The 26,898-nt window shown below is 53.7% G+C and carries 26 protein-coding genes and 1 tRNA gene; 8 read left to right on the plus strand and 19 right to left on the minus strand.

All coding sequences use genetic code 11. From position 1 onward, the window contains the following. Positions 1-130 precede the first annotated feature (130 nt). The 8 genes from egtD to B4N58_RS13145 all read right to left on the minus strand — a co-directional run bounded on the left by egtD (position 131) and on the right by B4N58_RS13145 (position 7,464). Positions 131-1,102, minus strand: a complete 972-nt coding sequence (gene egtD, locus B4N58_RS13110; protein ID WP_291750201.1) for an L-histidine N(alpha)-methyltransferase — start codon at positions 1,100-1,102, stop codon at positions 131-133. A gap of 22 nt (positions 1,103-1,124) precedes the next feature. After that, positions 1,125-1,934, minus strand: a complete 810-nt coding sequence (gene phnE, locus B4N58_RS13115) for a phosphonate ABC transporter, permease protein PhnE (protein ID WP_373567559.1) — start codon at positions 1,932-1,934, stop codon at positions 1,125-1,127. A gap of 5 nt (positions 1,935-1,939) precedes the next feature. Beyond that, positions 1,940-2,794: a PhnE/PtxC family ABC transporter permease gene (locus tag B4N58_RS13120; protein ID WP_291750145.1), complete on the minus strand. Its 855-nt coding sequence runs from the start codon at positions 2,792-2,794 to the stop codon at positions 1,940-1,942. Further along, entirely contained in the window at positions 2,791-3,633 is an 843-nt protein-coding gene (locus tag B4N58_RS13125; RefSeq protein WP_291750147.1) for a phosphonate ABC transporter ATP-binding protein, read from the minus strand. The genes B4N58_RS13120 and B4N58_RS13125 overlap by 4 nt, the downstream gene beginning before the upstream one ends. Positions 3,634-3,692: 59 nt before the next feature. Then, positions 3,693-4,568 (minus strand): putative selenate ABC transporter substrate-binding protein, encoded by an 876-nt coding sequence (locus B4N58_RS13130; protein ID WP_291750150.1) that lies wholly within the window; start codon positions 4,566-4,568, stop codon positions 3,693-3,695. A 120-nt stretch (positions 4,569-4,688) separates the two neighbouring features. Continuing rightward, positions 4,689-5,288 (minus strand): YHS domain-containing (seleno)protein, encoded by a 600-nt coding sequence (locus B4N58_RS13135; RefSeq protein WP_291750153.1) that lies wholly within the window; start codon positions 5,286-5,288, stop codon positions 4,689-4,691. Then, positions 5,285-6,640 carry an ATP-grasp domain-containing protein gene (locus tag B4N58_RS13140; protein WP_291750156.1) on the minus strand — a complete coding sequence of 452 codons (1,356 nt, stop codon included), beginning with the start codon at positions 6,638-6,640 and terminating at the stop codon, positions 5,285-5,287. Before B4N58_RS13140 ends, B4N58_RS13135 begins: the two co-directional genes overlap by 4 nt. Positions 6,641-6,657: 17 nt before the next feature. Further along, positions 6,658-7,464 (minus strand): DUF547 domain-containing protein, encoded by an 807-nt coding sequence (locus B4N58_RS13145; protein ID WP_291750159.1) that lies wholly within the window; start codon positions 7,462-7,464, stop codon positions 6,658-6,660. A gap of 121 nt (positions 7,465-7,585) precedes the next feature. Between B4N58_RS13145 and B4N58_RS13150 the strand changes: the two genes are divergently transcribed. Beyond that, a complete protein-coding gene (locus B4N58_RS13150) occupies positions 7,586-7,933 on the plus strand; it encodes a DMT family protein (RefSeq protein ID WP_008250158.1) in 348 nt (115 codons plus the stop codon). Here B4N58_RS13150 and B4N58_RS13155 read toward each other — a convergent pair. Next, complete coding sequence (locus B4N58_RS13155) at positions 7,906-8,265, minus strand: hypothetical protein (protein ID WP_291750162.1); 360 nt, start codon at positions 8,263-8,265, stop codon at positions 7,906-7,908. The two genes, B4N58_RS13150 and B4N58_RS13155, sit on opposite strands and share 28 nt — an antisense overlap. 149 nt (positions 8,266-8,414) lie before the next feature. On the opposite strand from B4N58_RS13155, the gene B4N58_RS13160 reads away from it, so the two are divergent. From B4N58_RS13160 to B4N58_RS13185, 6 genes are all read left to right on the plus strand, one after another. Continuing rightward, positions 8,415-9,512, plus strand: coding sequence for a calcium/sodium antiporter (locus B4N58_RS13160; protein ID WP_291750165.1), 1,098 nt, complete (start codon positions 8,415-8,417; stop codon positions 9,510-9,512). A 115-nt stretch (positions 9,513-9,627) separates the two neighbouring features. Beyond that, on the plus strand, positions 9,628-10,614 hold the full coding sequence (locus B4N58_RS13165; protein WP_291750168.1) for a hypothetical protein: 987 nt from the start codon (positions 9,628-9,630) through the stop codon (positions 10,612-10,614). Then, entirely contained in the window at positions 10,611-11,516 is a 906-nt protein-coding gene (locus B4N58_RS13170) for an alpha/beta fold hydrolase (RefSeq protein ID WP_291750169.1), read from the plus strand. The genes B4N58_RS13165 and B4N58_RS13170 overlap by 4 nt, the downstream gene beginning before the upstream one ends. A 23-nt stretch (positions 11,517-11,539) precedes the next feature. Then, the gene (locus B4N58_RS13175; protein ID WP_291750172.1) at positions 11,540-14,161 is read left to right on the plus strand and encodes a glycosyltransferase family 2 protein; all 2,622 of its coding nucleotides are present in this window, start codon (positions 11,540-11,542) and stop codon (positions 14,159-14,161) included. Further along, positions 14,158-15,840 (plus strand): sulfatase-like hydrolase/transferase, encoded by a 1,683-nt coding sequence (locus B4N58_RS13180; RefSeq protein WP_291750175.1) that lies wholly within the window; start codon positions 14,158-14,160, stop codon positions 15,838-15,840. Before B4N58_RS13175 ends, B4N58_RS13180 begins: the two co-directional genes overlap by 4 nt. Positions 15,841-15,871: 31 nt before the next feature. After that, positions 15,872-16,525: a peroxiredoxin gene (locus B4N58_RS13185; protein ID WP_291750178.1), complete on the plus strand. Its 654-nt coding sequence runs from the start codon at positions 15,872-15,874 to the stop codon at positions 16,523-16,525. A 4-nt stretch (positions 16,526-16,529) separates the two neighbouring features. On the opposite strand, the gene B4N58_RS13190 is transcribed toward B4N58_RS13185, so the two are convergent. The 10 genes from B4N58_RS13190 to pyrF all read right to left on the minus strand — a co-directional run bounded on the left by B4N58_RS13190 (position 16,530) and on the right by pyrF (position 25,781). Continuing rightward, entirely contained in the window at positions 16,530-17,963 is a 1,434-nt protein-coding gene (locus B4N58_RS13190; protein WP_291750181.1) for a hypothetical protein, read from the minus strand. Next, positions 17,960-20,167 (minus strand): peptidase M19, encoded by a 2,208-nt coding sequence (locus B4N58_RS13195; protein ID WP_291750184.1) that lies wholly within the window; start codon positions 20,165-20,167, stop codon positions 17,960-17,962. The genes B4N58_RS13190 and B4N58_RS13195 overlap by 4 nt, the downstream gene beginning before the upstream one ends. A 127-nt stretch (positions 20,168-20,294) precedes the next feature. Further along, positions 20,295-20,558, minus strand: a complete 264-nt coding sequence (locus tag B4N58_RS13200; RefSeq protein ID WP_291750187.1) for a Txe/YoeB family addiction module toxin — start codon at positions 20,556-20,558, stop codon at positions 20,295-20,297. Continuing rightward, a complete protein-coding gene (locus tag B4N58_RS13205; RefSeq protein ID WP_275270077.1) occupies positions 20,555-20,797 on the minus strand; it encodes a type II toxin-antitoxin system Phd/YefM family antitoxin in 243 nt (80 codons plus the stop codon). The genes B4N58_RS13200 and B4N58_RS13205 overlap by 4 nt, the downstream gene beginning before the upstream one ends. Before the next feature lie 157 nt (positions 20,798-20,954). Further along, positions 20,955-21,030, minus strand: a tRNA-Lys gene (locus tag B4N58_RS13210). 92 nt (positions 21,031-21,122) lie between these two features. Further along, positions 21,123-21,620 carry an rRNA maturation RNase YbeY gene (gene ybeY / locus B4N58_RS13215; RefSeq protein WP_291750192.1) on the minus strand — a complete coding sequence of 166 codons (498 nt, stop codon included), beginning with the start codon at positions 21,618-21,620 and terminating at the stop codon, positions 21,123-21,125. Then, the gene (locus B4N58_RS13220) at positions 21,610-22,626 is read right to left on the minus strand and encodes a PhoH family protein (protein ID WP_008250183.1); all 1,017 of its coding nucleotides are present in this window, start codon (positions 22,624-22,626) and stop codon (positions 21,610-21,612) included. Before B4N58_RS13220 ends, ybeY begins: the two co-directional genes overlap by 11 nt. 39 nt (positions 22,627-22,665) lie before the next feature. After that, on the minus strand, positions 22,666-24,123 hold the full coding sequence (locus tag B4N58_RS13225; protein ID WP_008250184.1) for a sensor histidine kinase: 1,458 nt from the start codon (positions 24,121-24,123) through the stop codon (positions 22,666-22,668). A gap of 13 nt (positions 24,124-24,136) precedes the next feature. Further along, the gene (locus B4N58_RS13230) at positions 24,137-24,847 is read right to left on the minus strand and encodes a response regulator (protein ID WP_008250186.1); all 711 of its coding nucleotides are present in this window, start codon (positions 24,845-24,847) and stop codon (positions 24,137-24,139) included. A gap of 73 nt (positions 24,848-24,920) precedes the next feature. Continuing rightward, entirely contained in the window at positions 24,921-25,781 is an 861-nt protein-coding gene (pyrF, locus tag B4N58_RS13235) for an orotidine-5'-phosphate decarboxylase (protein WP_291750197.1), read from the minus strand. A 66-nt stretch (positions 25,782-25,847) separates the two neighbouring features. Here pyrF and B4N58_RS13240 point away from each other — a divergent pair, with 66 nt between their 5' ends. After that, positions 25,848-26,789 carry a DMT family transporter gene (locus B4N58_RS13240; RefSeq protein ID WP_008250190.1) on the plus strand — a complete coding sequence of 314 codons (942 nt, stop codon included), beginning with the start codon at positions 25,848-25,850 and terminating at the stop codon, positions 26,787-26,789. Positions 26,790-26,898 lie beyond the last annotated feature (109 nt).

The following is a 26,898-nucleotide window of genomic DNA, read 5'->3' on the forward strand; positions in this document are numbered from 1 at the left end:
TTGGAGGCGTCCATTCCATTGAGCTCGGTGAGCAAGAATTAATTCAACAAGGGATTAAGCGGTTTTCTGTGCGGAATCGGGCAACCCCGTCGAGGTGGCTATTAAACAGGCAAGCTCGCGGCGCTGCCTTTCAAGCCTGCACCCAAAACACCGCAAACTTTTGATCCGGATCGGTGTAAGCCTTACACGCCAAAAAACCCGCACGTTTCAGAAGGTCTTCAAACCCGGTAAGCGTCCACTTGTAAGAGTTCTCCGTGTGGATTCGTTCGCCTTCTACAAATTGGCGTTGTCCACCTTCCCAAGTCACCACCACATCGCGCAGTGCTTCCAGGTGCATTTCAATTCTGTTTAGTTCGGTGTTGTACAGGCCAATGTGTTTCCAGTCTTCCAACTGGAAGTTGGTGCCAGCCAGTGTGTTGAAGTGCAGCAGCATGTTGCGGTTAAATGCCGCAGTCACACCCAGTGCATCGTCGTAAGCCGCTTCAAGCACCGCTTTGCTTTTGACCAGGTCGACACCAATCAACAAGCCTCCACCCGTTGCTGTTGAACACACAGCATGCACCTGTTTCAAAAACAGCAGTGCTTCTTCAGGGGTGAAGTTGCCAATACTGGAGCCCGGGTAAAACATCACGCGTGGCTGAGCCGGGTTCAACGCCAGACCAGCAGGCAAGTTGAGTTCGCTGGAGAAGTCCATGCCCACGCCGCTCATTTCCAGTTCCGGGAATTGCCGTTGCAGGCATTCCAGCGACCCTTTCAAGAAGTCCACGGAAATATCCACAGCCACGTAGCGCGCGGGGTGAAACACGTTGAACAGCTTGGCCGCTTTTTCGCAATTGCCTGCGCCCAGATCGATGAACACCGAGCCCTTGGGCACCTGCCTGGCCATGTCATGCCCATGGCTTGAAAAAATTAGTGCCTCGGTGCGGGTGGGGTAGTACTCGGGGATGCAGGTGATGGCTTCAAACAGTTTGGAGCCCAGTTCGTCGTACAGGTATTTGGGCGAAGTGTGTGCCTTGCTGGCGCGCAAGCCACTGAGCAGTTCTTCTCGAATGTGCTCGGCCTGGGCTTGGTAAATCTGTATGAATTGCGGTGTTGGGTTCATGGATTTCATGGGTTGAGCGAAGTCATCGGGTCATGGTGCGGCGAAGGTGGTAGCTCATGCTGTCCACAATTGCGACCAATAGCAACATGGCTGCCAGAATGGTGGCGGTTTTGCCCATCTGGAACAAGCCCATGTGAAACGACAGCAATTGCCCCAAGCCGCCAGCACCTACCACGCCCAATACCGCAGCGGCACGAATGTTGTTTTCCCAGCGGTACAGGGTGTAGCTCATCAGTTGGGGCAATACCTGCGGCAGGGTGGTGAAATAAAATACTTTCAAATTACCGATGCCCTGCGTTCGCAATGCGTCGGCAGGTTCGGGGGGAGCATTTTCAATCGACTCCGCAAACAGCCGGCCCAATACACCTGTGGTGTGAAAGGCCAGTGCCAATGTGCCGGCAAAAGGACCCAGGCCTGCAGAAATCAGCAAAAGTGCGGCCCAAACCAGTTCAGGGATCGAGCGTAAGGCATTCAATACCCAACGCGTGGGTGTGCGCATGCGGCTTTTGTCATTGCTGTGAAGTTTGCTTGCAGGTATGGCCAAGGCCAGACCTGCCACTGCGGCCAGTGCAGTGCCCAACAGTGACATGGCCAGCGTTTCAAGCGTACCCCAACCCACTTTGGTCAGAAAAGCGGACTGAGTGTCCATCGGGAAAAATTCGGCAATGAATCGCCCCATGGATCGGAATGCTTCCATGGACAAAAATTCACCCCATTTCAGGTTGAGAGTCCAGAAGCTGGCCACGATCAAGGTGAGCATGCCCAGCAGCAGGGCAGCTGTCCCACCTTTCATCACAGGCGGTGCTTTACTCGGGCACGTGGTGTTCAGCATGGTGTTCATACCAGTCGCTTCCGGAAAAAAGCGCTGACTGCATCGGCCAAGGCCACCAGCAGGATGAACACAATCAGCATCGTAGACACCTCGCCCCCATTGAACATTTTCATGGAGTTGTCGAGTTCCTGACCCAGGCCACCAGCCCCTACAAATCCCAACACAACCGAGGATCGAATGGCACATTCCCAGCGGTACACGGTGTAGGAGGTCAGCTCCATGACATTTTGCGGCAACAAGCCATAGAAAAAAGCCTGCAAACGACCACTGCCATTGCGCAGCAGTGTTTCTGTTGGCGTGGTTTCGCCACTTTCCAGAATTTCACCGTACACCTTGCCCAGCATGCCGCCATACGTGAGCGCAATGGCCAGTACACCTGCTGTGGGGCCAAGGCCCACCACACGCACAAACACCAGGGCCCACACCAGTTCGGGAATGCTGCGCAGAACAATGAGTGTCCAGCGGATGGCTTGTCGAATTGCAAATGGCAAGGCGCCCATTTTTCCCGAGATGGCCGATACCGACAGAACCCGAGTCGACAAAATAGTGAGCGGGAATGCAATAACAAGGGCCAACACCATGCCTGCAGTGGCTATGGCCACCGTTTTCCATGTTTCACGCAAAATTCGAACGAGTAGGTCAGGCTCGAGCACTGGAGGAAAAAAGCTGCCAATGAACTCGGCGCTGATTTTCATGTTTTCGGCTTCAAACAAAACCGATGGTCTAAATTCTGTGGCCTCTGTCAGGGGCCACAACAACATGAATGTAAAAATGATCCAGAACAGCCTTTGATGCCAGGCTGGGTCACGCGCAGGCACATCAAAGCGCGGGTTGTGTACTGGCAAGTGCAGGCTGTTCATCGGCAATTGTTGACCACAACTGCGGGCGTTACACGCTCGAATTGTTTTTCGATCAATTCGCGGTCTTGTTGACCCAGAAGTTCGTGCTCGTACTGGGAGTAAAGAGATTTCAACATGGCAGGCGTTACCTGCTCAGTGGGTAAATCAAATTCGATTTGCCCGTGGCGCAGGCCCACAATGCGATTGAAGAACGCCAAGGCCATGTCCACCTGATGTAAGGTACACACGAGGGTAATGCCGTTTTCGCGCGCAGTTTCTGTGAGTGCCGACATGGCCAGTCGGGCCCGCGTGGGGTCAAGTGCTGACAAGGGCTCGTCGACCAGCCACAATTTGGCGGGTGATACGAACAAGCGGGCCAGGCCCACACGCTGGCGCTCGCCCCCGGAGAGTCGGTCGACGCGTTCAAAAATTTTCTCGGGCAAATCAAGCTTGCTCAGTGCGTGGTGCGCGGCGGGAATGTCAACCGGATAGAACAGCGATTTGATGCTTTGTGCCAGGTTCATGGCGGGTAGCCGCCCAGCCAACACCGAGGTAATTACACGCTGCCGCGGGGGAAGCGGCGGCACCTGCGGGGCAACAATCAATTGGCCACGCAGTTTCTGCAAATTGCGTTTGCTCAAAGCCCAAGGGCTTTGATCGTTTAAAGCAACTTTGCCTTGCAAGGGTTTCAGAGTGCATGACAAGACCTGAAGCAGCGTGGTTTTGCCTGCGCCTGAAGGACCGATCAGTGCGATTTGTTCTCCACTGCCAATTTGCAGCGACATTTTCTTGATCGCCGGTACGCTGCTGGAGGGTGCGGAGGGATGGCAGGCATCAATATCCTGAATTTGAAGCTTCACTGCGCTGCGTTCCCCATATTACTGCGAGGGCCCAATGCGGGCCCCCTTCTACTTTTTGATTATAACAAGCCAGCGCTGCGAGCGGCGCTTTCCAAACCTTTGTAGTTTTCAGGCTTGGTGTCGATATAACGCGTGGCACGGTTCAACTTCAGGATTTCAGCGTGTTCGGGCACGGCTGGGTCCAGGTCAAACAGGGCTTTCTGGATTTTCTTGCGCAAATCGGCAGGCATGTCCTGGTGCACGGTCCAGTTGTAGTTGAAGTAGGGCGGTGTGGTGTAGAACACGTCTACAGCTTTTGTGTCCACCTTGTTTTCGTTCACAAACTTTTTCCACACGGTGATGTCCAGGGCCGCCGCGTCTACTTTGCCGCTCACTACCGATGCAATGGTGGCATCGTGCGCGCCAGAGTAGGCCACACGTTTGAATGCTTTTTCAGGCTCCAAGCCTGCGTCGAGCAGGAAGCTGCGTGGCATCAAGTGGCCCGAAGTGCTGCTTTGTGAGCCAAATGAAATTTGTTTGCCCTTCATGTCTTGCAGGGTTTTGATACCTGAATCGGTTTTGGCAATGAACACCGACTGAAATTTGGTGTCTTCCACACGTTGGGCAATCGGAATCACTTTGCCGTTGGAGCGCAAGTTGGCCTGCACATGGGTAAAGCCGCCAAACCACACCAGGTCTACTTTTTTGTTAACCAGGGCCTCTACCGCGGCTGGGTAGTCGCTCACGGGTGTGAACTCCACTTTCATACCTACAGCCTTGGACAAATAGGCGGCCAATGGCTCAAATTTGCGGATCTGTTCGGTCGCGGCTTCTTCGGGAATGGTGGTGACTCTCAAAACCTGTTCAGCGTGCGCAGACACTGAAAAGCCTGCGGCCAGCGCAATGGCTGCCACGGAAAAGAGACGACGTGAAATGGAGATTGCTGAACTTTTCATGAGTACCTCGTTGTATAGAACGATTGGAAAAAACTCGAAAATTGATAATCGCACAAACAATTCATGTTTTAACCGTGAAATGTTTGTACGACCATTTTTTTAACATTTAATTTTTAATCTTCAGCTGCCCAGCTTACGGGCGGCTTGAACTTCAGCGGCCTGCTCTTCTCCGGTTTTGTAGTGCGGTACGCGAATGACGAGGCGCTTTGCGCGTTGAATGAAGCTGTTGTTGCCTTTGACCTCTTGCTCCCAATAGTCGTCAGCCAAGGCAATATTTTTCTCCATTTCAAGCTCGAAGGCCGCTTGCGACACCGTGCCGCCGAAAATGTACAGTTTCCCGTTCACCACGTTGAAGTCGGTGGCATTGCCACCCCAGGGAATGCCGAACATAATGCCGTTGGCGCAGTAGCCGCCATATTGAGGAATGTATTTCGTGGGTTCTGCATCAAACAGCGCCTTGTGTTCAGCGCTCGAGAAGTGAAAATCCACTTCCTGGTAGGTGCTGCTGAACTCAGGCTTTCCCTGCACGTAGGCGTTTTGTGTGAAATAGGCCACCACATCGGCGCCAAACAGCATCAGGCGATCTGCACCTTCCATTTCTGCGGCGTTCACAGGCGTCAATTCGCTGGCGGGGTTTTGGGCGGTCATTGCGCTACAGCCGCTTAGGCCCAACACCAGGCTGGCGGCGATCAATAGTTTGTGGGTGCGTGTAAATATCAAAATACTTCTCCTGTGCGGGGTTGAATCAAGTCGATGAACTGACCTGTTTCGCTGAAAACAGTTCCTGCCGGGTCTTCAAGATAAGGCGCTGGCCAGCCTAGCATGGCGCTCGCCTGTTCGCAGCGATGCCTTAGATCACGAGGGTTGTCGCCACCCAAGTGGATGATTCCATAGCGGTAACTGCGCAGCCACTTGAAATCCCGGTGCAACTCTTTGGTGTCTTTGGGGTATTCAAACAGCAAGGCATCCGGAAAGGCTTTCCGGAAAGTGGTTTTTTGTACAAAGCTTGGAAATGGTACCGTGGCTTTCGGATCGAATGAGCGGTACACGAAGCTCGCGGTGGCGCCTGCAGTGGGCACCTCGCGTGCCAGTGTGGCCGGGTCAATGCCGTGCGCCAGTGCAAATGCAATTTCATGCAGATCGATGCCGTCCACGCGCAAATACAAGTCGGAGAACTGCGAGGCCATACGTGGATTGAATTCAATCACGGTGATTTTGTCTGTGGCTTCGTCATGGAAAAATTCCATATTGAACAAACCATGATCAAAACCAACTGCGTTCAGAAAACGCCTTGCTACATCGGCCGCGCGTGCCTGTACATCAGGGTGCAATTTGCTGGGGTACTCAAAGCGCATGAAGGCATCGGTGTTTGGGTACATGACCTCGTCCACCACGCCCAGCGGTCGAACCTGGCCTTGCCACACATAGCCGTCGAGGTTGAATTGCCGCCCACGCATGGGGGCTTCCAGCATCATGCTGTGCGCAGTGCCTGCTTCAGGAAGCCGTTTCTTGGCGACGCGCTCGAACGGCTCAACCAGGTGCTTGATCACCCACAGCTCCCATGGGCCAAAGCGTGTGTGGTCGTGAAGTTCCCGGGCACTTTTAACTTGTCGTGACAGCACCGAGAATGTGGCCTTCACGGGTTTCACAAATTGTGGATATTCAATACCTTGGGGCACAGGGCCGCCATAGGCTGCATTCAGTCTGGCGAAAGGCAGGTTCGCTTCGGGCGCTACTTGCTCCAGCACCTCGCGGGCGTGCAATTTGTGCTGACAAGCCAGAATGGCGTTCACAGGCGTGCCGGGCCAGCCCATTTTTTCGGCCAGCAGGGCAGCGCACAGGGCACCAAACTGTTCGTGGTTGGACGCCACAGCTTTTGCACCGTGAAGTTTGGCCAGCACCGCAGCCTTGGCCACGAAGCGCTCGGTGTCGAACCAAGCCAGGCGTGCATTGCTCGGAAAGCTGAACAAATCAAATCCTGAAGCCACACTGGGCCATTGGGCACGAAGCCGGTTGGCCCCCTGTTCGTCCCAGTCGTAATTAAACAGTAGCAGCGTTTTTGGATGAGGCATGAATCGGTGAATCAGGATTAACGTGGGATGTCGTTGAGCGACCAGTCGTACTCTGTATACGTCACCGGCAATGATTTGGATGCGATTCTATCGACTATTTCCGGCGTAGAGCCCATGTCCTTGGCCCATTTGGCAAATACATCCTTCACTTCTTTGAAACCCTGATGTCCTTTTTCAAAGTCCTCGGCAAACCATTTGAATATCGGGCTCACTTGCAGCTCACCGTTCTTGACCCGGTTGCGACTGGCGTCGCTTAGAAAACGGCGCATGCCGTCGTCCAACTGGGCATTCAGTTTGATTGCGGTAAAGGCTTCGTTGCGCAAGGCCGGGCAGCCAATGCTGGCGCAGTTCACAGCAGCGTGAACGCGGGGTTCTTTGTACTTGGGGCGAAGTTGCTCGTGTTCAATCCAGTCCAGGTGTCGCTTTTCGCCCAGCAATGTAAAAAACTCCTGCTTCCAGGGGCTACTGAACACGCCTCCGATTTCCTTGATGGATTTGATTTTTGGATACTTGGTCAAAATCAACTCAATGGTGAAACCATTGTAGGCGTTGATCAAGAATGCCATTTGCTGGCTTTTCGAGAAGCTGTTGAAATCGGTTTGGCTAAGCGCCGACCAGTCGCCGAGAATGGCTTTCAAGGCCTGGCGGTCTTTTTGAAAGCCCGCGTAGTCCACAGCGGTTTGTTTGTTGTCGGGTAACCACTTCACATGTTTGGCCAGCAGACTGTTCCACGCCGTGTAGTTGTGGTCAAAGTCGGCTGCAAAACTGGCGCTGCTGATTGAAAATGCGATCACCAGCAACAATGTTTTTACAAATTTAAGCATGGCAAATTGATTACTCGGTTATTTGAATTTGAGTCTAGGTAGCGTATTCGTTCAGTACGGCAATTTGGTTACACTAGCGCAGATTCAATGCCGCAAGTTCGTCAAATCATCTGGAGTTGCCATGCCCGCTGTTCCGGTCACCATTGCCATGTTGTTGATCAGCAATATTTTCATGACCTTTGCATGGTATGCCCATTTGAAAGACATGAGCCAGAAACCCTGGATTATTGCTGCCTTGGTCAGTTGGGGAATTGCCTTGTTTGAATACCTGTTTCAGGTGCCTGCTAACCGTATTGGATACACGGTGTTGTCGGTGGGGCAATTGAAAGTGATGCAGGAAATCATCACGTTGACGGTGTTTGTGCCGTTTGCGGTGTTTTATATGAAAGAGCCGCTAAAGCTTGATTATTTGTGGGCCGGTTTGTGCCTGGTGGGTGCAGCTTATTTCATTTTCAGGGACAAGCTTTGATCACACTGCGCCATGAAGTGTTCAATGGCCCGTGTAAACCTTTGACCTTGACCGCCTTTTTCAGCGGCTTGAATTCGACCTGCGGCTTGCTGTTCCAGCTGCCATGGCAGTTCTTCCTCGGTGGACTGAACAATGACAGGTGTGTGTTCGCAATACTCGAGCAAAAAGCGGGCGGTGTTTTCTGCTTTGGAGTCGATTACATTCAGATCTGAGATAAGAAGCTGGCAACGGCTGTTCGAGGCCTTTAGCTGTGCGAGGCTCCTGAAGTATTTCACCTCGACCCGATCGGCGAGCAGGCGTGTCAAATGCGTTTCCAGAACAAAACGATGCATTTCAAAGTCTTCGAGGCAAAAAATTACAGGTTTCATGCGTTTTTAGAATTCAGGCGGTAACATTTGTATCGTACGAGAAACGCATCCGGGATGAGAAATCGAGCGAATTCTTATCCCTCACAATGGGGTTGTTGCACAGGGGGAGTTAAATGCTCATCGACGTGTTGTTGTTTGTAGCCGGTTTGGGTTTGCTGGTGTTGGGGGCCAATGTGCTGGTGCGCGGTGCATCCAACCTGGCCTTTTCGTTCGGCATTTCGCCATTGGTGGTGGGTTTAACGGTGGTTGCTTTTGGCACGAGCGCGCCCGAGGTGGCCGTGTCGGTTGGGGCGGCACTGGCCGGTACCACTGACATTGCAATTGGTAACGTGGTGGGCAGCAATATTTTCAATGTGCTGTTTATCTTGGGCTTGAGCGCCATGATCACCCCTCTCGTTGTGAATCTTCAACTGATTCGGCAGGAAGTACCGATCATGATAGGCGCTTCGGTGTTGCTGCTGTTGTTAAGCCTCGATGGGCAACTGTCCTGGAGCGATGGCGGTATTCTTGCTGTGCTCATGGTGGCTTACACCGCTTTTTTGATTATTCAGTCCCGAACCCAAGTTAAAGAGTCTCAAGCTGAGTATGAGCAAGAAATACACCCTGCTGCGCAAGGCAGTTGGGATTCCAAATTGCCTGTGCAACTGGCTTTGATTGCTTTGGGTTTGGGTTTGTTGGTATTGGGCTCAGAGTGGTTGGTAGGTTCAGCTGTGGTGTTTGCCAAGGCCATGGGAGTCAGCGACGTGGTTATTGCACTGACCATTGTATCTGCCGGCACCTCCATGCCGGAGGTGGCCACTTCGATTGCTGCCGCACTCAAGGGGGAGCGCGACATTGCCGTGGGCAACGTGGTGGGCAGTTCAACATTCAACATTTTTGCTTGCCTGGGTATTTCAAGCCTGGTGGCAGTACCCGCTGGCTTGCAAGTTGCACCTTCTTTGCTCGCGTTTGATATGTGGGTGATGCTGGCGGTGGCGTTTGCCTGCTTGCCAATTTTCCTGACCGGGCGAGAAATTGCGCGATGGGAAGGTGGCGTATTTCTGGCCTACTACACCGCGTATGTGGTGTATTTGATTTTGGATGCGCAAGGCCATGATGCACTCGATTTGTATTCAAATACCATGCTGAGTTTTGTGGTGCCGATCACGGTGATCACCCTGGTGGTCAGCTTGTTGAGCAGAAAAGGCGGGGAGGGGAATTCAAACGCTTGAACTCGATGTGTTTAGCAGCATTGATCACTAGATTCAGGGACTTACGCCCCCTTGTTTAAAGGCGTACATTGGTATCGTGTATTGACCTGCAGTACAGCTTGATCAGGAGAAGGCTTTGAAAATAGCCCCCGCCGTTGTTGCCGTTGGTTTGTGCGTGTTTACTTTGGGCAGTGTTGCCCAAGCTGCGAACACAGAGAGTGATTTGCCTGTTTGGCTTCAAGAACGTTTTGAGCCAGTGCATTATGATTTAACCCGAATGGTCGACAACACTGCACGCAATATTGACCAGTTTTTTGGCACTGAAGACAGCCTGTTTGTTGAAAACCAATCGTTTCTGCGTGTGGCGCTGGACACTCGGCTTCAGCCCGGCGACTCCAAATTAGACCCCAGTGTTCGCTTTCGGGTGGACATGCCCACCACCAAAAAACGATTGCGCCTGATTATTGAAAGTGACATTGAAGAACCTCTGGGTCGTCTTTCGGAGCAGGGTATTCGAGAAGTGCGCGGTGGCGAGCGGTTCGATACCAACAATTCGGCGGTAGGTCTGGAACAGCGTTCGTCCAAAGACCCCACCCAGGCGTGGGTACAGGGCTTGGGCCTGGGTGTGAAGTTTGGTGCACCACTTGATCCTTACCTGCGTTATTCCGCCTTGCGGCAGTGGAATTTCAGCGAGAGTAAATGGCAAATCAATTCTTCAAGCCGGGTGACCCAGTTCAACCAGCGCGGCTTGCAGGTGCGAACCAATTTCGATTTAAACAAGCCGCTGGACAAAGAGAAAACCCTGCGTTTTCAAACCTATGCAGAGTACGAGGAAAGGCGCGACTCTACGGTATTTTCTCAAACTGCTGAAATTAACCGTATTCTGGACTCTCGTACTGCGCTTCGATACGCCTTGATTGTTGTTGGCGAGGATCGCGGGGAGAACACAATCAAGGATTATATTTTGCAGGCCTATTATCGGCGTGACATTCACAAAAATATTCTGTTTATGGACATCATTCCTGAAATTCATTTCCCGACCGAAGGCAATCGCGACCCCTATGTGGCTTTGACCTTTCGCCTGGAAGCATTTTTCAGAGGTAACTTCAGCCGCTCCCTATGACGTATTCTGTTCTTAATTTGCAGCGCGATGACTTGCAGCTGAGTGCGATGGTGGAGGGTTCTGCGAGTGGACCCGCCAATGGCCCTGTTGCCATGTTGGTGCATGGCTTCCCCGACACACCGCACAGCTGGCACGCTGTAGCCGAAGGGCTGGTGCAGGCGGGCTACCTTGTGGTGCGGCCGTGGCTTCGAGGGTACACAACCGGTTCGGTCAGTCCCGGCGCAGATTACGATCCTTTCAATGCCGGGCTTGATTTGTTGGCCTGGCGAAATTTATTTGAAGGGCGTGATGTTCACTTGGTCGGGCACGACTGGGGCGCCGTGGCCGGCATGGCTGCAGCGGCCACCGAACCGCAGGCCTGGAAAACTCTCAGCCTGTTGGCAATTCCACCATTTCAAAGGGTTGAGCGGGCTTGGCGACTAATGCCCAGGCAGCTTGTGCTTTCTGCTTACATGCTTGAAATGCAATCGACCGCGGCACCCGCTCGGTTGGTGGCCAATCAGTTTGGTCGAATTCGGGCGCTGTGGAACAGTTGGTCCCCGGGGTGGCAGTATGCCGAGTCCGAGATTCAACCGGTGCTCGAAGCGTTTTCAAATCCTGGGGTGGCTTGGGCTGCCACTCGCTACTACCGTTCGCTGTTTACGTTGCACCGTGCGGCAACCCGTTCCATTTATGCGCTGTCCAGAAAACCACTGAATGTGCCTACGCTGGTGCTGGCTGGTGAAAATGACGGTTGCATGCAGGCTGCCCTGCAGCAACCGATGGTGGATGCGCAATGTTTTCCGAAAGGAGTGAGAGCCTGTACCCTGTCCGGGTGCGGCCATTTTCTTCAAGCCGAACAACCGGGTGCCGTGTTGCAAGAACTTCTTGCGCATCTGCATGGTCAAGATAGAATTCATTGAATCGATTTTAAAGCAGTACGCCCATGCCCTCCGTTTTTGCGCTGTTTGCTTTTGTGTTGCTGGTTGTCGGGGGTTACGGTTACATCAACCAACCTGCTCAGGAACCGCCCTGGAATCAGGTTATTCCAGGTTTCGCGTTTTCGCCCTACCAGGCCGGGCAAAGCCCCATCGACAACATCGAACCCAAGCTTGAAGACATCAATCGCGACTTGTCCCTGTTGGCAGGTAAAACACTGGCCATTCGAACCTACACAGTGGCTGGCATATTCGGAGAAATTCCCGCGCTGGCCCAAGCCCACAACATCAATGTGGCCTTGGGGGCCTGGTTAAGCCCAGACCTGCCCGCCAATCAAAAAGAACTTGAACGTTTGCTCAGCGTGGCGCACAGCCCACCCTACAATGTTGTCCGTTTGATTGTGGGCAACGAAGCCCTGCTGCGAGAAGACCTGAACCTGAAGCAAATGATTGCTTACCTGGACGAGGTGCGGACTGAAACGGACATTCCGGTGAGTACCGCCGAACCTTGGCATGTGTGGTTGAAAAACCCGGAACTGGCTGAGCACGTCGATTATCTTGCCGTGCATTTGCTGCCTTTTTGGGAAGGGATTGCGCTGAACGATGCGGTTGATTTTTCAATCAACACCTACAAGCGACTGCAAATGGCGTTTCCTGGCAAACCAATTGTAGTCACGGAAGTAGGCTGGCCCAGCAATGGTCGCTCCTTCAAGCAGGCCGATGCATCACAGGCCAATCAAGCCAAATTTTTGCGCCGTTTCATTCAGCGTGCAGAGCAAGAGAACATGGTGTTTTATGTGATGGAGGCTTTCGATCAACCGTGGAAGTCGGATATTGAAGGCAGTGTGGGCGGGCATTGGGGCGTGTTCGATTCATTCCGCGATCCGAAATTTGAACCCGATCGACCGATTATTGCCATACCGCAATGGAAGTTGCTTGCAGCGGCATCCATCGTAGTGGCGTTGATGATGACTTTCCTGCTGCTGATTGACAGCAAAACCCTGCGCGACAGCGGGCGCACATTCTTGATCTTTAATGCATTTGTCATTTCATCTTTGATTATTTATGTGATTTACGACTTCACCTTGCAGTACCACACCTGGGCCAGTGTCGCGATCTCGGTGTTTTTGTTGTTGGGCGTGGTTGGGGTGTTTGTGATCGTGATGTCGGAAGCCCATGAATGGGCCGAGGCGATGTGGTACAGCAGTAGGCGCAGGCTGTTGACCTTGCCCAAGGGTGCAGAAGTCGAGGCCGCAAGTGCTGCGGTCTATCAGCCTTTAGTCTCGATTCACGTGCCAGCTTATGAAGAGCCGCCTGAAATGCTGATCGACACTTTGAATGCGCTGGCCCGGTTGGACTACCCGCACTTTGAAGTGATTGTGGTGGACAACAACACGAAAGACGAAGCTACCTGGCGACCTGTGCAGGCCCATTGCCAACATTTGGACCAACAGCCAAACAAGCGCTTCCGGTTTTTTCATGTGAGCCCCCTCAGCGGCTACAAAGCGGGTGCCTTGAATTTTGCACTGGAGCGAACCTCCCCGCAGGCCGAGGTGGTGGCCGTGATTGATGCCGACTACAAGGTACTGCCGCATTGGCTAAAACACCTGGCACCCGAATTTGAAAAGCCCGAGATTGCAATTGTGCAAGCGCCGCAAGATTACCGGGATGGCGTGGACAGCGCATTCAAATCCGTGTGCTACGCCGAGTACAAAGGTTTTTTCCATCTGGGTATGGTCACCCGCAATGAGCGCAACGCAATTATTCAGCACGGCACCATGACCATGGTTCGCCGGTCGGTGCTTGAGCAGGTGGGGTGCTGGGGAGTCAGCACGATTACCGAGGACACCGAACTGGGGCTGCGAATTTTTGAGCAGGGCCATGAAGCGGTGTATATCGATCAAAGTTATGGGCATGGTTTGATCCCCGACACTTTTACAGACTACAAAAAACAGCGTCATCGCTGGGCTTATGGGGCCATGCAAATTTTGCGCGAGCATGCGGGTCAGTTGCTGGGGTTCAAACGAAGCAAACTGACCGCAGGCCAGCGTTATCACTTTGTGTCGGGTTGGTTGCCCTGGATCGCCGATGGGGTCAATCTGATTTTCACCCTGCTGGCTGTGCTGTGGTCGGGATTAATGTTGTTCGACCCCTTGGCATTCAATGCGCCGCCGCTGTTGATTAGCGTGGTGCCCATCATGTTTTTTGCGTTCAAAATCACCAAGCTTTTTACGCTGTATCTGGTACAGGTCAAGGCCAGCTTTCGAACGGCATTGGCGGCCACATTGGCGGGCCTGTCGTTAAGTTACGCGATTGGGCGCGCCACCCTGTCGGGTCTGTTTGTGGGGAGAAAAATTCCCTTCATCCGAACCCCAAAAATGGCCAATCGAATGGCATTGCTGTATGCGGTGAATGCAGCACGGGATGAATCCGTTTTGGCATTTGTGTTGTTGTGTGCAGTGGGGCTTATTTATTTCCAGTTGGGCTTTGATTCCAGAGAAAACCTGGCCTGGTGCCTGGTGTTGGTGTCCCAAAGTTTGCCTTTCGTTGCGGCCTTGGTCGTTTCCTTACTCAGTGCTGCGCCCTCTCGGGCTGTGGCGCACAATGAAATCGGTGTGAAGCAGTCATGAGTTCTACAGATACCGCACTGCGAGGCAGTCTTGGCTTGGGCCTTGGTGGAACCACCGAGGTGTCGAAGTGGCGCTTCAGCGGTCAATTGTTGTTGGCCTTGATTTTTTTAAACTCCACTCTGTGCTTCTCGGCCATTTGGCCCACGGTGTATGTGCTGCCCGACCTGGGCGTGTCGCCCGAGTTTGTGTGCTTGATCATGTTGCTTTCTGCCTGGGTTGCGGTGTTTGGCAAGCCGTCCGTGCGGGCACTGGGTATTCTTTCCGCAGTGTATTTGCTCATGGCATTTGGTCATTATGCCGATGTGGTGGTTCCTAACTTATTGGGGCGCCCGGTCAACTTGTACTGGGATGTGCCACAGCTTCCGCGTTTTGTTTGGGTTACGGTTCAAGGCTTGCCTGTGTGGTTGACCGTGCTGGTTGCGCTTCTGGCTTGTGCTGCGGTGTGGGCTTACTTCCGCCTGTTGCAAGTTGCCATGCACACCGTGAGCAATGCAGTACAACCTGTTGCCAAAACGCTGTGGTTGTGGAGTGCCTTGCTGTTGGCCGGCGTGGTCGTGCTTGTTAATTATTCCGAAGACCCGGACAAACCCACTTTTGTATCGAAGGCTGTGGTGCCTGTTTACTGGAAAGAGGCGATGAAGCTGCGCGACATTTTAGTGCCCTCGCGTGCGGCGCAATTGCTGCCAGCCACCACAGTGATCGACGAGACCTTGGCCAAGGAAAATACACCCGCCTTGGCTGCGCTGAACAATCGCGATGTACACATGATTTTTCTGGAAACTTATGGCGCCGTGCTTTATGACCAGAAAGATTCTTCAGCGGCTGTTGCGCAAACCCGCACACAACTTGAAAAGTCTATTTTGGCGAGTGGCCGCAATGTAGTGTCTGCGTTTTATGTGTCGCCGACCATTGGCGGTGCGAGTGATCTTGCGCACTTGTCTGTGTTGTCGGGCATTGATTTAAAAGATTCACGTAAACATGATGTGCTGTTGACCACTGAGCGACCCACTTTGCTGGATGTGTTTGAGCGAGAAGGTTACGAAACCTTTGGCCTTTATCATTCCGTGGGCTGGGAGTGGGTGGAGCGCGCCTTTTACAGTTTTGATCAATACATTGATGGCCCGGCCTTGAATTACGAAGGCCCTGCATTTGGTTTCTGGAAAATTCCAGACCAGTTTGCGGCGGCCCGGGTTGAGCAGCTGTACCCGCGCGATGAATCGGCCAAGCCCAGGTTTACTTTTTTCCCAACCATTTCCAGCCATTTTCCTTTTCACCAGGTACCACCCTATCAGTCTGACTGGAAAAAGTTGTTAGGCCCTCAACCTTTTGATGCGGCGGCTGCAGCCCGCGCGCAGGCCGAGCCTGTGAATTGGGAATACATGAAACCCGATTACCTGCGCACGATCAATTACACCAACACTTGGCTTGCGGGTTATTTCAGCCAGCCCGAGCCACGAGAAACCGTGTATGTGATGATCGGTGACCACCAGCCCACAGGCAGCGTATCGCGAGAGCCAACGCCTTGGGACGTCCCAGTGTTTGTTGTGTCCAAAGATGAGCGCCTTCTGGACCGTTTCAGAGCCATGGGTTTCACGGATGGATTGACGCCGAAGAAACGAGTACCCTTGGGGACTCTGGATGAGCTGACTGCCGTATTGCTGAAAGGTTTTGGCAGCTAGGTTCGTGAAATGCCTTAACAAGGAGATATCAATGGGTTTAAGAATTAATGACGTGGTACCTAATCTGAGCCTGGAGACGGACCAGGGAAGCTTTATGTTGCACGACTTCATTGGCGACAGCTGGACCATTCTTTTCAGTCACCCCAAAGACTTTACCCCTGTGTGCACCACTGAGTTTGGCGCAGTGGCGCAGTTGGCCGAGGAATGGAAAAGGCGCGGCACCAAGGTCATCGGTTTGTCGGTTGATGGTGTTGAAGAACACAAGCAATGGAAAGGCGATATTGAAAAGTTTTCTGGCGCGAAGGCATCTTTCCCAATCATTGCGGACAAGTCGCTTGAAGTGTCGAAGGCGCTCGACATGTTGCCAGCAAATGCCTACTTGCCCGATGGCAGAACAGCGGCAGACTCTGCCAGTGTTCGAGTGGTATTCATTTTCAGTCCCGACAAAAAAATGCAGTTGTCGATGACTTATCCAATGTCGGTGGGCCGAAATTTTGCAGAAGTGCTGCGCGCGCTTGATGCGCTGCAAGCCACGTACGGCAAGCCAATTGCAACACCAGCCAACTGGGTACAGGGGCAAGATGTGATTGTTGCTTTGTCGCTGAACAATGAGCAGGCCACCGAGAAGTTCGGAAACATTGACATCAAGCTGCCTTACCTGCGTACCACCAAAATGCCAGGCTGATGGCTTAACCCTGTAGCGGTTGTGCCAGTATCCAAAGCCCCACGCTGGTGAATACCACCATCAACACCAGCATGGGCAACTGGCTCAATGTGGCGCGGCTGCTACTGTGTTCAAGTTGCAAAGCCTGTTGGTGAGCCAACCACACAGCCGCAACATGCCCCGCCAAAATCAAGACCACCTGGCTAGTCCAAATGTTGGCCATGTCGGGCAGCCAGGGCAGGCGGCCCGTGATGGCATTGCCAAAAATATTCCAGCCCCAGCCGAAGGGATCAGACACCAAACCCCGAATTTTCAAGCCCTGGCTAAACAGCAAGGTGTAGTAGTGCGTCAGGTGGTACACCACGGCAATGGGCACCAAGCTTGGCAAATAGCGGCAAAGCAGAAAGGCGATGGGTTGTTTGCCACCGGTCAGCATGCGCCCCAAGGCGAGAAACAGAATAAACAGCAGCAGGTAAAAAAACGGGGATGCGATCAGCAAGACCATTTCCCAGGCAATGAACCAGGGCCGCACTTGGGGATAAATTTTCAGCGGGTGATCACCAAAGGCGCTGGTTAAAATTCCCCATGGGTCTTGCCAGAAAATATTGAAGTACACCGCGGTTTCACGCAGGCCGTCGTAAGCGGTGGACGACAGCAGAAACAGCACGAACAGGCATTGTGCAGGGTGCCACAGCCGAAGGCGGCGAAGATCGGAAAAGGGCAGGGCAATTCGCCAGCGGTATTGGCCATTGGTGCTGCCAGTTCTACGCAGTGGCGAACACGCTGCGAACAGCCGAAACAACACCGCGAATAATTCACCACGTTGCAACCAGCGCCGTGTGCCCCACAGCCACATACCTGCGAGGTTGAAAACCCCGAAAGCGATCAACAGCAAAGCGAGCTTGCGCGGCGTGCTGTGAAAAAACAGTTCAATGGCGACCAAGCACACCAGTTGCACCAAGGCGGGCCAATGGCCAAGCCAGTGTGGATACTTTCGAACGCCAGGCCAGTGTGCGGGCAGCAGAAACCGCCAAGGGTGTTGGTGCTTGTACCAGTCACCAATCAGCATTGATGCATAGGCACCACCCAGCACAAACAGAATCCAGAAGAAGGTCATGTTGAAGTTGCGATGGCTGTCGTTGCTGCCCACAAGGCCGGTGACAATGCAAAACAGCAGCGCGCTTAGCCAGAACAATGAGCCTGCCGCGCGTACTCTGTCAACCCATTGTGCAGGCCATGCAGGCCAGGACAACAGGCCGCATGCATTCAATCGATGGAGCAATTTGCCGCCAGCTTGACCACTGAAAGCCAGCAGCACGAACGACAACACCAGCGCCAACACCGAACCTGCGATGTACAGCCCATAGGGCATGGGCAGTTGCACAGGCTCGCCAAAGGCGTGTGCCCAAACGCTGGCGGGTGCTGCAAGCAGCACCGCGATCAAGCCAAGCGATTTCATTTCGGATTGTTGCGGTAGTACACGTTCTCCCACATGCGTACATAGGCTTCAGCGCTGTTGTAAAGCGCGTCGATTGCTTCACCGCCGCCTTCAAGGCGCACTTCTTCCACGAAGTCGGCCACCATGCCGTAGTGCGCCATGCCCACTTCATCGATGTGCCAGAACTTGCCACTTTCCGGAATGGTCAGCAGGTTTACTTTCATTTCCGGCAGCGATTGGTAGCGCGGCCCCCAGCCTTCGCCCCGGAACAGGGTGAATGGGTATTGAACCGGCACACTGTCGCCACCGCGCGGGCCAGGGTGACCACCAAAACCGTTGCCATCTGCACCGTAACCCAAGCCTAGTAGCGAGTTATTCATCCCAGCCTTGTTGCGCCAGAACTTCAGTTTTTCCAGAAATTCCACATGCTTGATGCCATTGCCTTTGTAGGGGTAAATAACACCACCGCTTTTCAGCATGCGCACAGCCTGGTCGCTGGTCAAGCCACCGTGCGCATCGTGCGAAGACGCCATGGGGTAGGGCGGGTTCATGCTTTCGGCCAAGTCCAGCATGATGTCTTTGCTGTGGTAGGCCGCGTGGTCAATGTCGATCACAAAGCCGCGGTTCATCAGCGCAGTGAGCGCGTATTGGCCAAGATCGGTCACCGTGCGGGCATTGCAACGCTTGCCGTCCGGGTACAGGGGCGTAATGCCACCCACGGCCTCAAGCAACATATTGGTCAGTGCGTTGCTGCCCGTGCCGGGCACAGCAGTGGTCATGTTGGTGCCAGGTTCACGCACCGAGGGTTCGTTCTCGGGAAAGTCGCGGCATTCTGTGGTTTTCCAGAAGGCGCCGGTGTCCAGAAAGTTCAGGAAGTTGATGACGTCGCCACTGAAAATACCGGCACCACCCAGTGAACTGTCGATGTCGTGGAAGGGGTACACATGGCGTGCACCCAGTGCCCACAGTTTGTCGATTTCTTCGTCAATTTGCGCTTGGTCACATTTGCGAATTTCAGCGCCACCGGGCAGCATGGTGACGCCACAGTTGAACACTTGCGCTACTTCCACGCCCAGCACCACGGCCAGTTTGCCTTCATTGGCCACTTTGCGGGCTTCGGCCGGGGTTTTTACAATTCGGTACCAGCCTTTGCCGGGGCCGCCAAATTGTGCGTCCACATAATCTTGTACGTCGTACAAATACTCCACCTGTTTGCTGGCCACACTCATGTCGTTGCAGTCTGCTTCAGGTTTTCCTGCATAGGTTTGGCCGACCCGGCAAAGGGCCGCAATGTTGGTGCCGTGGTTCACCATGACACGCAAACCAGCGCGCCATGCGCGTTCAACCCAGGCGTGATACATCACTTGGTGGGTCAGGAAGTTGCGGCGCGGCCAGTCCACAAATGTGGGCCAACCCTGTGTGTCGTGCTGAGCGCCTGGAGTTGTTTCCAGAATGTTGTTGGCATCGCGAATACCATTGGGACCGTGGAAACCTTCACAACTGCCCAGTGCGTGGGGAATGCCAAAACGGTGAACCACTTCGCCGTACAGCACGCCACCTGCGGAGGGGCCTACGCTGCCATCCAGTGACATTTCACTGGACATCCCCATGTGCGTGTGGGTGTCGGCAAAGCCAATAATGGGTTTGTTTTCACCGCGGCCTTTGTAGGGCGTGCCTTCCATGGCGGTGGGCATTTCGGGGTAGGCAGCACAATCACTGCTGGGTGTTAATTTGAATTGAGTGCGTTCGGTGGGTTCGCTTGTGGTGCTTAGGCCGGTAGTTTCATCCAGCGCAAGAAACTGGCCTGCCGCGTTGGTGAAGCTGAACTGGCTTTTGGCTTGGTCAAAACTGGCTTGCCACACGGCAGCGTCTGTGGGTTCAGCGCTGGCCACCAAGGTGTTGCCTTGGGCTGTGATCATTTGCCGATCGCTGCCGTAAATCAGATACTTGCCCAATTCAGTAGGGCGCAGGGTGAAGTTTTCTGCCTGCGTGGCCGGGCCTGCTGCATAGCGGGCTGCTGCCGGTTGCACAAATTGCCGGCTGAATGCGGATTGCAAACCGAAGCAACCGTTGGCCACCGAGAATTCTGACAATTGCAGAGGTGTTTCACTGGGGTTGATGGGTTGGCCAGTGCTGCTGGCGCTTGTTGTGGAGTCTCCGCCAGACAGGCAAGCGGAAAGGAGTGCTGCTGTTGCGCCAAGGGCGAGAAGTGCTTTCACATTCATCAGGCAAACCCCATTGAAATATTGGTGGTGATTTACTGTTACTGAAGGGGTGAAAGATTTAGATGTGTTTGTGGCACGGAGAATGCCAGTAATGTAAAAAGGCCGACACTAGTGACTTCAACCCAAACTATTCGTAGTGGCTCCATAGGCGCAGTACTTTGACTACACGGTCGCTGTCGAGTACTTGGTAAACCATACGATGTTGAATGTTGATTCGCCGCGAATAGGCTCCAGCCAAGTCGCCGACCAGCTTCTCAATGGGTGGTGGTTTGCGGTAGGGGTCTTCGGCAATGATCGCAAGCAGTTCTTGGGCTTTGGGTTTTAGACCGCTTGCAGACAATTTTCTTGCGTCTTTCTGGGCTTGTTTGGTGTAAACGACAGTCCAGGTCACCAGTCCAACTCCTGATCACATTCGTTCACTGGCGTGTCCATGCCTTCTCGAATTGACTCTCTCATTCCTGGAACAGATAGTAGATAAAGCGTCTCTTGAATGGCAGACCAGTCTTCTTCAGAAACAAGCACTGCGCTGTGACGTTTCCCGGTGATCACGATGGGTTGATGAGACTCTGCGGTTTCGTCAATCAAGCGATAAAGATTGCTGCGAGCCTCGGTTGCAGTGATTCCAGCCATGATGACCTCAAGCTTGTGTAAGTGGTTTGATTGTACGCTAAAACGAACGTACGATAAAGCGTACATATCTTAGGGATAGATTTTGCAGCTTGGTGGACACCAGATTGTCAGAAATGAAAAAAGCCTGAGCTTTTGGACTCAGGCTTTTTGTATTTTGTGGTGGGTCGTGCGAGATTCGAACTCACGACCAAAGGATTAAAAGTCCTCTGCTCTACCAGCTGAGCTAACGACCCACATTTCGCTTTTGGGCGTTGGCCCTCAACCGAAGACCGCGATTATGGCCAAGTTTTTAAAAGTGGTCAAGCCCTGCGGCCTTAAAAAGCCACTATTTTTTGACTGAAATCACGTAAGGGTTTGAAATCCTGAAACGTTTTAGAATTTCAATTTCCCGGTTTTCCATCAATTCAGCTTGATTGTCGCTTTCATGCACATAGCCTTGGGCGTGCAGGCAGCCGTGAACAATCAAGTGGGCCAGGTGGTCAATCGGGTCTTTGCCCTGCTCGGCGGCCTCGCGTTCCACCACAGCCGGGCAAATTACAATGTCGGCCATAAACACGGGCAGGCCCGAGTCAGCGCCCAGGTCGGGCATGTCCATGGGAAAAGTCAGCACGTTGGTGGCGTAGTCTTTGCCCCGAAAATCCCGGTTCAGTTGTTGGCCTTCTTCTTCGCCCACCATGCGAATGGTAATGTCGGCCCTGTCCATGAAACAGGCTTTGGCCCAACGGCGAATGCGGCTGTTGTCCACTTCCGAGAAGGGAGGGTGGTCGGCCTGCATGGCCCATTGAATGGCCACGCTGACCAGTGTGTTTGTTTTACTCGTCATTGGTTTCGCCAGCGGTGCCGGTTCGTTCTGGGTTGTGAAAACGTTCGTAGGCCTCAACAATGCGGGCCACAAGCGGGTGGCGCACCACGTCGGCGCTGGTGAAGTAGGTCATGGCAATGCCTTTCACACCGCGCAGTACATGCTGGGTTTGCACCAGGCCGCTTTGCTGGCCGCGTGGCAGGTCGATCTGGGTCACGTCACCGGTGATCACTGCTTTGCTGCCAAAACCAATGCGGGTCAAAAACATTTTCATTTGTTCGGGCGTGGTGTTCTGGGCTTCATCCAGAATGACAAAAGCGTGGCTGAGCGTGCGGCCGCGCATGTAGGCCAAGGGTGCAATTTCAATCACATTGCGCTCAAACCATTTTTGAACGCGCTCGTAGCCCGCCAAATCGTAAAGCGCATCGTACAAGGGGCGCAGGTAGGGGTCTACCTTCTGGTTCAGGTCACCGGGCAAGAAGCCTAGGCGTTCACCAGCCTCCACAGCGGGGCGAGTCAAAATAATTCGTTTCACGCTGTCGCGTTCAAGTGCATCCACGGCGCAGGCCACGGCCAGGTAGGTTTTACCAGTACCGGCTGGGCCAATACCAAAGGTCAAGTCGTGCTCAAGCACAGCTTTCAAGTAGTCTTTTTGGCGTTCTGTGCGTGGCTGCAAGTCGCCTTTTTTGGTGCGCAAAACCACGGGCTCCTCGGCCCCGGCAATCAGGGGAATTTCTTTTTTTGTGCTGGCCACGGTGCTGGTGTTTTTCAGTTCAACCAAGGCCAACTGAATTTCGTCAGCAGTAACCGGCTTGTCGCTTTTCTCAAAAAAATGATTGATCAGGATGAAAGCCTGCTTGGCATTTTCCTTGTCGCCCACCACATTCAAGGTGCCATTGCGGCGTGCAATTTTTACATTCAAAGCGGCTTCAATTTGCCGAAGGTTGGCGTCCACCGGGCCACACAGGTTTGCCAGCTTGTGGTTGTCGTCTTCGGGGGCGTGCCATTCACTGCCTTTTGCTTTCATTGGGTGCTTCTAGAAAAGTTGAGTTTGTATTTTAAGCATTCAATCTTCCATTTGCCGGTGGCGCGGCGGGAAACTGACACGCATCAGGGTGCCTGGTCGGTCGGGATTGCTGGATTTCGGGTTGTCATGGATGCTGACGTTGGCATCATGCTGTGTGGCGGTTTCCTGCACAATCGCCAATCCAAGCCCTGAGCCATCTTCGCTGGTGCCCAGTACGCGGTAAAAACGATCAAATACCAGGTAGCGTTCGCTTTCCGGAATGCCGGGGCCATCGTCTTCCACTTCCAGCACAATGGCTTCACGTTGGGGGCTGTCATCCACCCGCACAGTCACGCAGCCTTCATTCGGAGTGTAGCGCAGTGCATTTTCAACCAGATTCTTCAGCATCTCGGTCAGCATCAAGGTTTGGCCGTTCACGTACACGGGGTGATCGGGTACTTCAACGCCCAGGTCGATGCGCTTGTTCATCGCGTCTGGCACAAAGTCGCGGGTTACTGTGCGCGCAATGTGGGTTAAATCAAGTTTTTCAAACTGTAGAACGGAGGGTGCCTCGGTTCGAGCCAAGGCCAGCAATTGGTTCACCAGGCGGGTTGACCTTTCGGTGCCAACTTTCAGGCGGCGCAGGCTGCGCAGCTTGGCGGCCTCGTCGGTTTCATCGCTCAGCAATTCAACCTGCATGCGCAGGCCAGCCAATGGTGTTTTAAGTTGGTGGGCTGCATCGGCTACAAATCGCTTTTGAGTGTCGATGGTTTGTTCAAGCCTTTCCAACTGCTCGTTCAAGGCCGTAATTACCGGTAGCAATTCTTCGGGTGTGTCCGTGGTTTGAAGGGCGCTGAGGTCGTCGGGTTTGCGGGTACGAATAATGTCCAGCAAGCTGTTGAGGGGGGCGATGCCTCGCGACAGGCCAAACCACACCAGCAATACGGCCAGGGGCAGGATCACGAATTGCGGCAGAATTACGCCCTTGATGATTTCATTGGCCAGGCTGTCGCGTTTGCCCAGTGTTTCTGCGATCTGAATCAGCATGAACCGGTTTTCGCCCACGGTGGGCAGTTCAATCCACAGGTGGCCTGCGCGGAAGTCCTCGCCATTCACCACGATGTCGCGGAAATTGACCACGCCAATTTGCCGGGCCTCGCGTTGCGGAATGGGCAGGGTGCGTTCGTCACCCAATAAAAATTCGCCGCCTTTGCCCAACACCTGAACGCGCAACTGGTCGGTGCCATCGGCCAGCAATATTTCCATGGCCTCTTTGGGAATGGCAAATTGGTTGCTGGGTGCTTGCGCAGCCACTTCTTGGGCCAGCGCAGTTATTTTGTCATCAAGAATATGGTCGAAGGGATCGTTGGCAATCGACTTGGCCACCAGGTAAGTAACGCCAATGCTCATGGGCCACAAAATAAGCAGGGGCGCCAGCATCCAGTCGAGAATTTCGCCAAACAGCGAGCGTCGTTGTTGTTGCCCCGAGGCCAGCGGGTTGCGTTTGTACCAAGCCAATCAGGCACCTGCCTTATGTGTTGGCGTTGGCATTCGCATCGGGAGTGGCTTCTTTCTCGACAAATTTTTCAAGGCAATAACCCAAGCCACGCACGGTGGCGATTCGAACACCGTTGACTTCAATTTTTTTGCGCAGCCGGTGAATATAAACCTCAATGGCGTTGTTGCTCACCTCTTCGCCCCACTCGCAAAGGTGGTCTACAAATTGTTCTTTGCTGACCAGGCGGCCTACCCTTTGAAGAAGTACTTCGAGCAAACCCACTTCGCGAGCGGAAAGGTCGAGCATGTCGTCGTTGATGTAAGCAATTCGCCCCACCTGGTCAAAGGTTAATGGGCCGTGCTTCCAGATGCTGGCCCCGCCACCCGTGCCCCTTCGCGCCAAGGCCCGAACACGGGCTTCGAGCTCTTTCAAGTCGAAAGGTTTGGCCATGTAGTCGTCGGCCCCGGCATCCAGTCCTTGCACGCGTTGTTCAACGCTGTCGGCTGCAGTCAGGATCAGCACAGGCATGTTGTTGCCGCGAGCGCGCAGCCGCCGCAGCACCTCCAACCCACTCATTTTTGGCAAACCCAAGTCGAGTATCAAGATGTCGTAGTTCATGGTGGTGAGCGCGGTGTCGGCGTCGCTGCCCTTGAACATGCAATCGACGGCGTAGCCGGCCTGTCGCAACGATTGCGACAAACCTTCAGACAACAAACTGTCGTCTTCGGCCAGAAGTATTTTCATCCCTGTCTCCTCAGTGCAGGCCGGCCAGTGTGGCTCTTTTTACCTGAACATGAATATGTGTAATGCTTTGATTTTAGCCTGAAAGTGCCACGGCTTTTGTGGCTTGAATTGCGTCACGGGTATTTCGGGCTTCCTGCGCCGCAGCGCCTGCGAAATCAGCCTTGCTGCTGGCGTACAAAATGGCGCGAGATGAATTGATCAACAGGCCCCAACCTTGGCTACAAAGGCCGTTTTTAACAGTGTTCAGCAAGTCGCCACCCTGTGCGCCAATGCCTGGCACCAGCAGGGGTGAATCACCTACCAAAGCGCGCACGGTTTTGATTTCTTCCGGATAGGTTGCCCCAACCACCAAGCCCACTTGCTGGTGGGGGTTCCAGGTGGTGGTGGCCAGTTTGGCGACTGTTTGGTACAGCGGTTCGTTTTTCTCAGTGTTTAAAAACTGCAAGTCGTTGCCACCGGGGTTGGAGGTGCGGCACAGCAAAAACAGACCCCGGTCGGCATACGCATGGTAGGGCTCGACAGAATCGCTGCCCATATAGGGGCTCAATGTAACGCTGTCGGCCTTGTAACGCTCGAATGCTTCAATGGCGTATTGCTTGGCGGTGGCGCCAATGTCGCCGCGTTTTGCATCCAGAATGGTAGTGGCGTGTGGCGCAATTTCGTTGGCGTAGGCCAGAATGTTTTCCAGCGCTGCTTCAGCGCGATTGGCAGCAAAGTAGGCAATTTGCGGTTTGAATGCGCAGGCGAACTCGGCCGTGGCTTTCACAATTTCCATGCAGAAGCGTTCGATTTCTGCCGGGCTGGTGCCGTAGCCTTCTGGCATGCGGGACACATCCGGGTCCAGACCCACACACAGCATGGAATTGCTGTGTTGCCAACTGTGCGCAAGGCGTTTCGGGAAAGAGGTAAATTGCGTAAAACGATTGCTGGCCATTGCGTGCAGGAACAGTTGGAAGGTGTCGCTATTGTACAGGATCAGGGCAAGCCCCTAGGGGCAAGTATGGGCCAATGCACTACACTGGGGCGCTTTACTGAACGATCATTCACTTACGTGCCAGCTGCAACTCTTTCCTTAAAACAAATCCAGCTTCTGCTTGGCATCACCGCCATTTGGGGAATGAACTGGCCCGTGATGAAGTATGCAGTCACGCAATACCCGCCTTTGCACTTTCGCACTTTGTGCATGGTGTTTGGCATGGTGGCCATGTGGTTTGTCGCGCGGCAAATGAAGGTGTCCCTGAAGGTGCCTCGCGAGATGTGGGGCAGGCTTGCCTTGCTGTGCATTCCGAACATGATTGGCTGGCACCTGTTTTGTATTTTGGCGGTGAAGGAACTGAGTTCGGGCCGTGCAGCCATTCTGGGCTACACCATGCCCGTGTGGGCGGTGTTATCAGGTTTGATGTTCGCGCACCCGGTTAGCCGGCGTGGCTGGATCGGTTTGACCCTGGCGATGGTGGCTGCGATGTTGCTGCTTTCGTCCGAGTTTGCCGCAATCGCTGGCAGCCCACTGGGCGTGATTTTGATGCTGATTGCCGCCGCATGCTGGGGTTTTGGCACCACGCTGATTCGGCATTACCCCACGGGTTTGCATGCCCTAACTTTCACTCATGCCATGATGCCGCCGACCATTGTGGCCATGGGCTTGGCTGGTTTTTGGTTTGAGGGCACTGACGTGGGCGCGCCGCAGGGTTGGTCACAATGGTGGCCAATTTTTTACAATGCATTTGGTGTGTTTGCGTTTTGCCAAGTAGCGTGGTTTAGCTTGGCGAAGTCGCTGCCGCCGGTGGTGTCGAGTTTGTCGATCATGATCATTCCGGTTGTTGGGGTGATGTCGGGTAGCCTGTTCTTGGGTGAAGTGCCGCACTGGCCAGATTTCGTTGCGCTGGTTCTGATTCTTGGCGCGATGGCGGTGATTCTCGTGCCGGGGCGAAGAAGCAAGTGAATTTGTAGCCCAATCTGCGGCGGTGTTTCGATCGCCTCGCCTTCAAGAAAACCTGCCCGTTTGAATTCACCCGCCACGGTCGGCCATGGGCCGGCACCGAGACTCGGCC

It is taken from the genome of Limnobacter sp. UBA3528 (assembly GCF_002377005.1).
GTDB lineage: Bacteria > Pseudomonadota > Gammaproteobacteria > Burkholderiales > Burkholderiaceae_B > Limnobacter.

Coding starts and splice junctions, on each gene's coding strand:
- B4N58_RS13180 (WP_291750175.1), top strand. CDS start 14,158: ATGAGTTCTACAGATACCGCACTGCGAGGCAGTCTTGGCTTGGGCCTT.
- B4N58_RS13120 (WP_291750145.1), bottom strand. CDS start 2,794: ATGAACAGCCTGCACTTGCCAGTACACAACCCGCGCTTTGATGTGCCT.
- B4N58_RS13170 (WP_291750169.1), top strand. CDS start 10,611: ATGACGTATTCTGTTCTTAATTTGCAGCGCGATGACTTGCAGCTGAGT.
- B4N58_RS13195 (WP_291750184.1), bottom strand. CDS start 20,167: ATGAATGTGAAAGCACTTCTCGCCCTTGGCGCAACAGCAGCACTCCTT.
- B4N58_RS13145 (WP_291750159.1), bottom strand. CDS start 7,464: ATGCTTAAATTTGTAAAAACATTGTTGCTGGTGATCGCATTTTCAATC.
- B4N58_RS13185 (WP_291750178.1), top strand. CDS start 15,872: ATGGGTTTAAGAATTAATGACGTGGTACCTAATCTGAGCCTGGAGACG.
- B4N58_RS13175 (WP_291750172.1), top strand. CDS start 11,540: ATGCCCTCCGTTTTTGCGCTGTTTGCTTTTGTGTTGCTGGTTGTCGGG.
- ybeY (WP_291750192.1), bottom strand. CDS start 21,620: ATGACGAGTAAAACAAACACACTGGTCAGCGTGGCCATTCAATGGGCC.
- B4N58_RS13150 (WP_008250158.1), top strand. CDS start 7,586: ATGCCCGCTGTTCCGGTCACCATTGCCATGTTGTTGATCAGCAATATT.
- B4N58_RS13220 (WP_008250183.1), bottom strand. CDS start 22,626: ATGAAAGCAAAAGGCAGTGAATGGCACGCCCCCGAAGACGACAACCAC.
- B4N58_RS13190 (WP_291750181.1), bottom strand. CDS start 17,963: ATGAAATCGCTTGGCTTGATCGCGGTGCTGCTTGCAGCACCCGCCAGC.
- B4N58_RS13230 (WP_008250186.1), bottom strand. CDS start 24,847: ATGAAAATACTTCTGGCCGAAGACGACAGTTTGTTGTCTGAAGGTTTG.
- B4N58_RS13140 (WP_291750156.1), bottom strand. CDS start 6,640: ATGCCTCATCCAAAAACGCTGCTACTGTTTAATTACGACTGGGACGAA.
- B4N58_RS13160 (WP_291750165.1), top strand. CDS start 8,415: ATGCTCATCGACGTGTTGTTGTTTGTAGCCGGTTTGGGTTTGCTGGTG.
- pyrF (WP_291750197.1), bottom strand. CDS start 25,781: ATGGCCAGCAATCGTTTTACGCAATTTACCTCTTTCCCGAAACGCCTT.
- B4N58_RS13155 (WP_291750162.1), bottom strand. CDS start 8,265: ATGCATCGTTTTGTTCTGGAAACGCATTTGACACGCCTGCTCGCCGAT.
- B4N58_RS13205 (WP_275270077.1), bottom strand. CDS start 20,797: ATGGCTGGAATCACTGCAACCGAGGCTCGCAGCAATCTTTATCGCTTG.
- phnE (WP_373567559.1), bottom strand. CDS start 1,934: ATGCTGAACACCACGTGCCCGAGTAAAGCACCGCCTGTGATGAAAGGT.
- B4N58_RS13130 (WP_291750150.1), bottom strand. CDS start 4,568: ATGAAAAGTTCAGCAATCTCCATTTCACGTCGTCTCTTTTCCGTGGCA.
- egtD (WP_291750201.1), bottom strand. CDS start 1,102: ATGAACCCAACACCGCAATTCATACAGATTTACCAAGCCCAGGCCGAG.
- B4N58_RS13240 (WP_008250190.1), top strand. CDS start 25,848: ATGGGCCAATGCACTACACTGGGGCGCTTTACTGAACGATCATTCACT.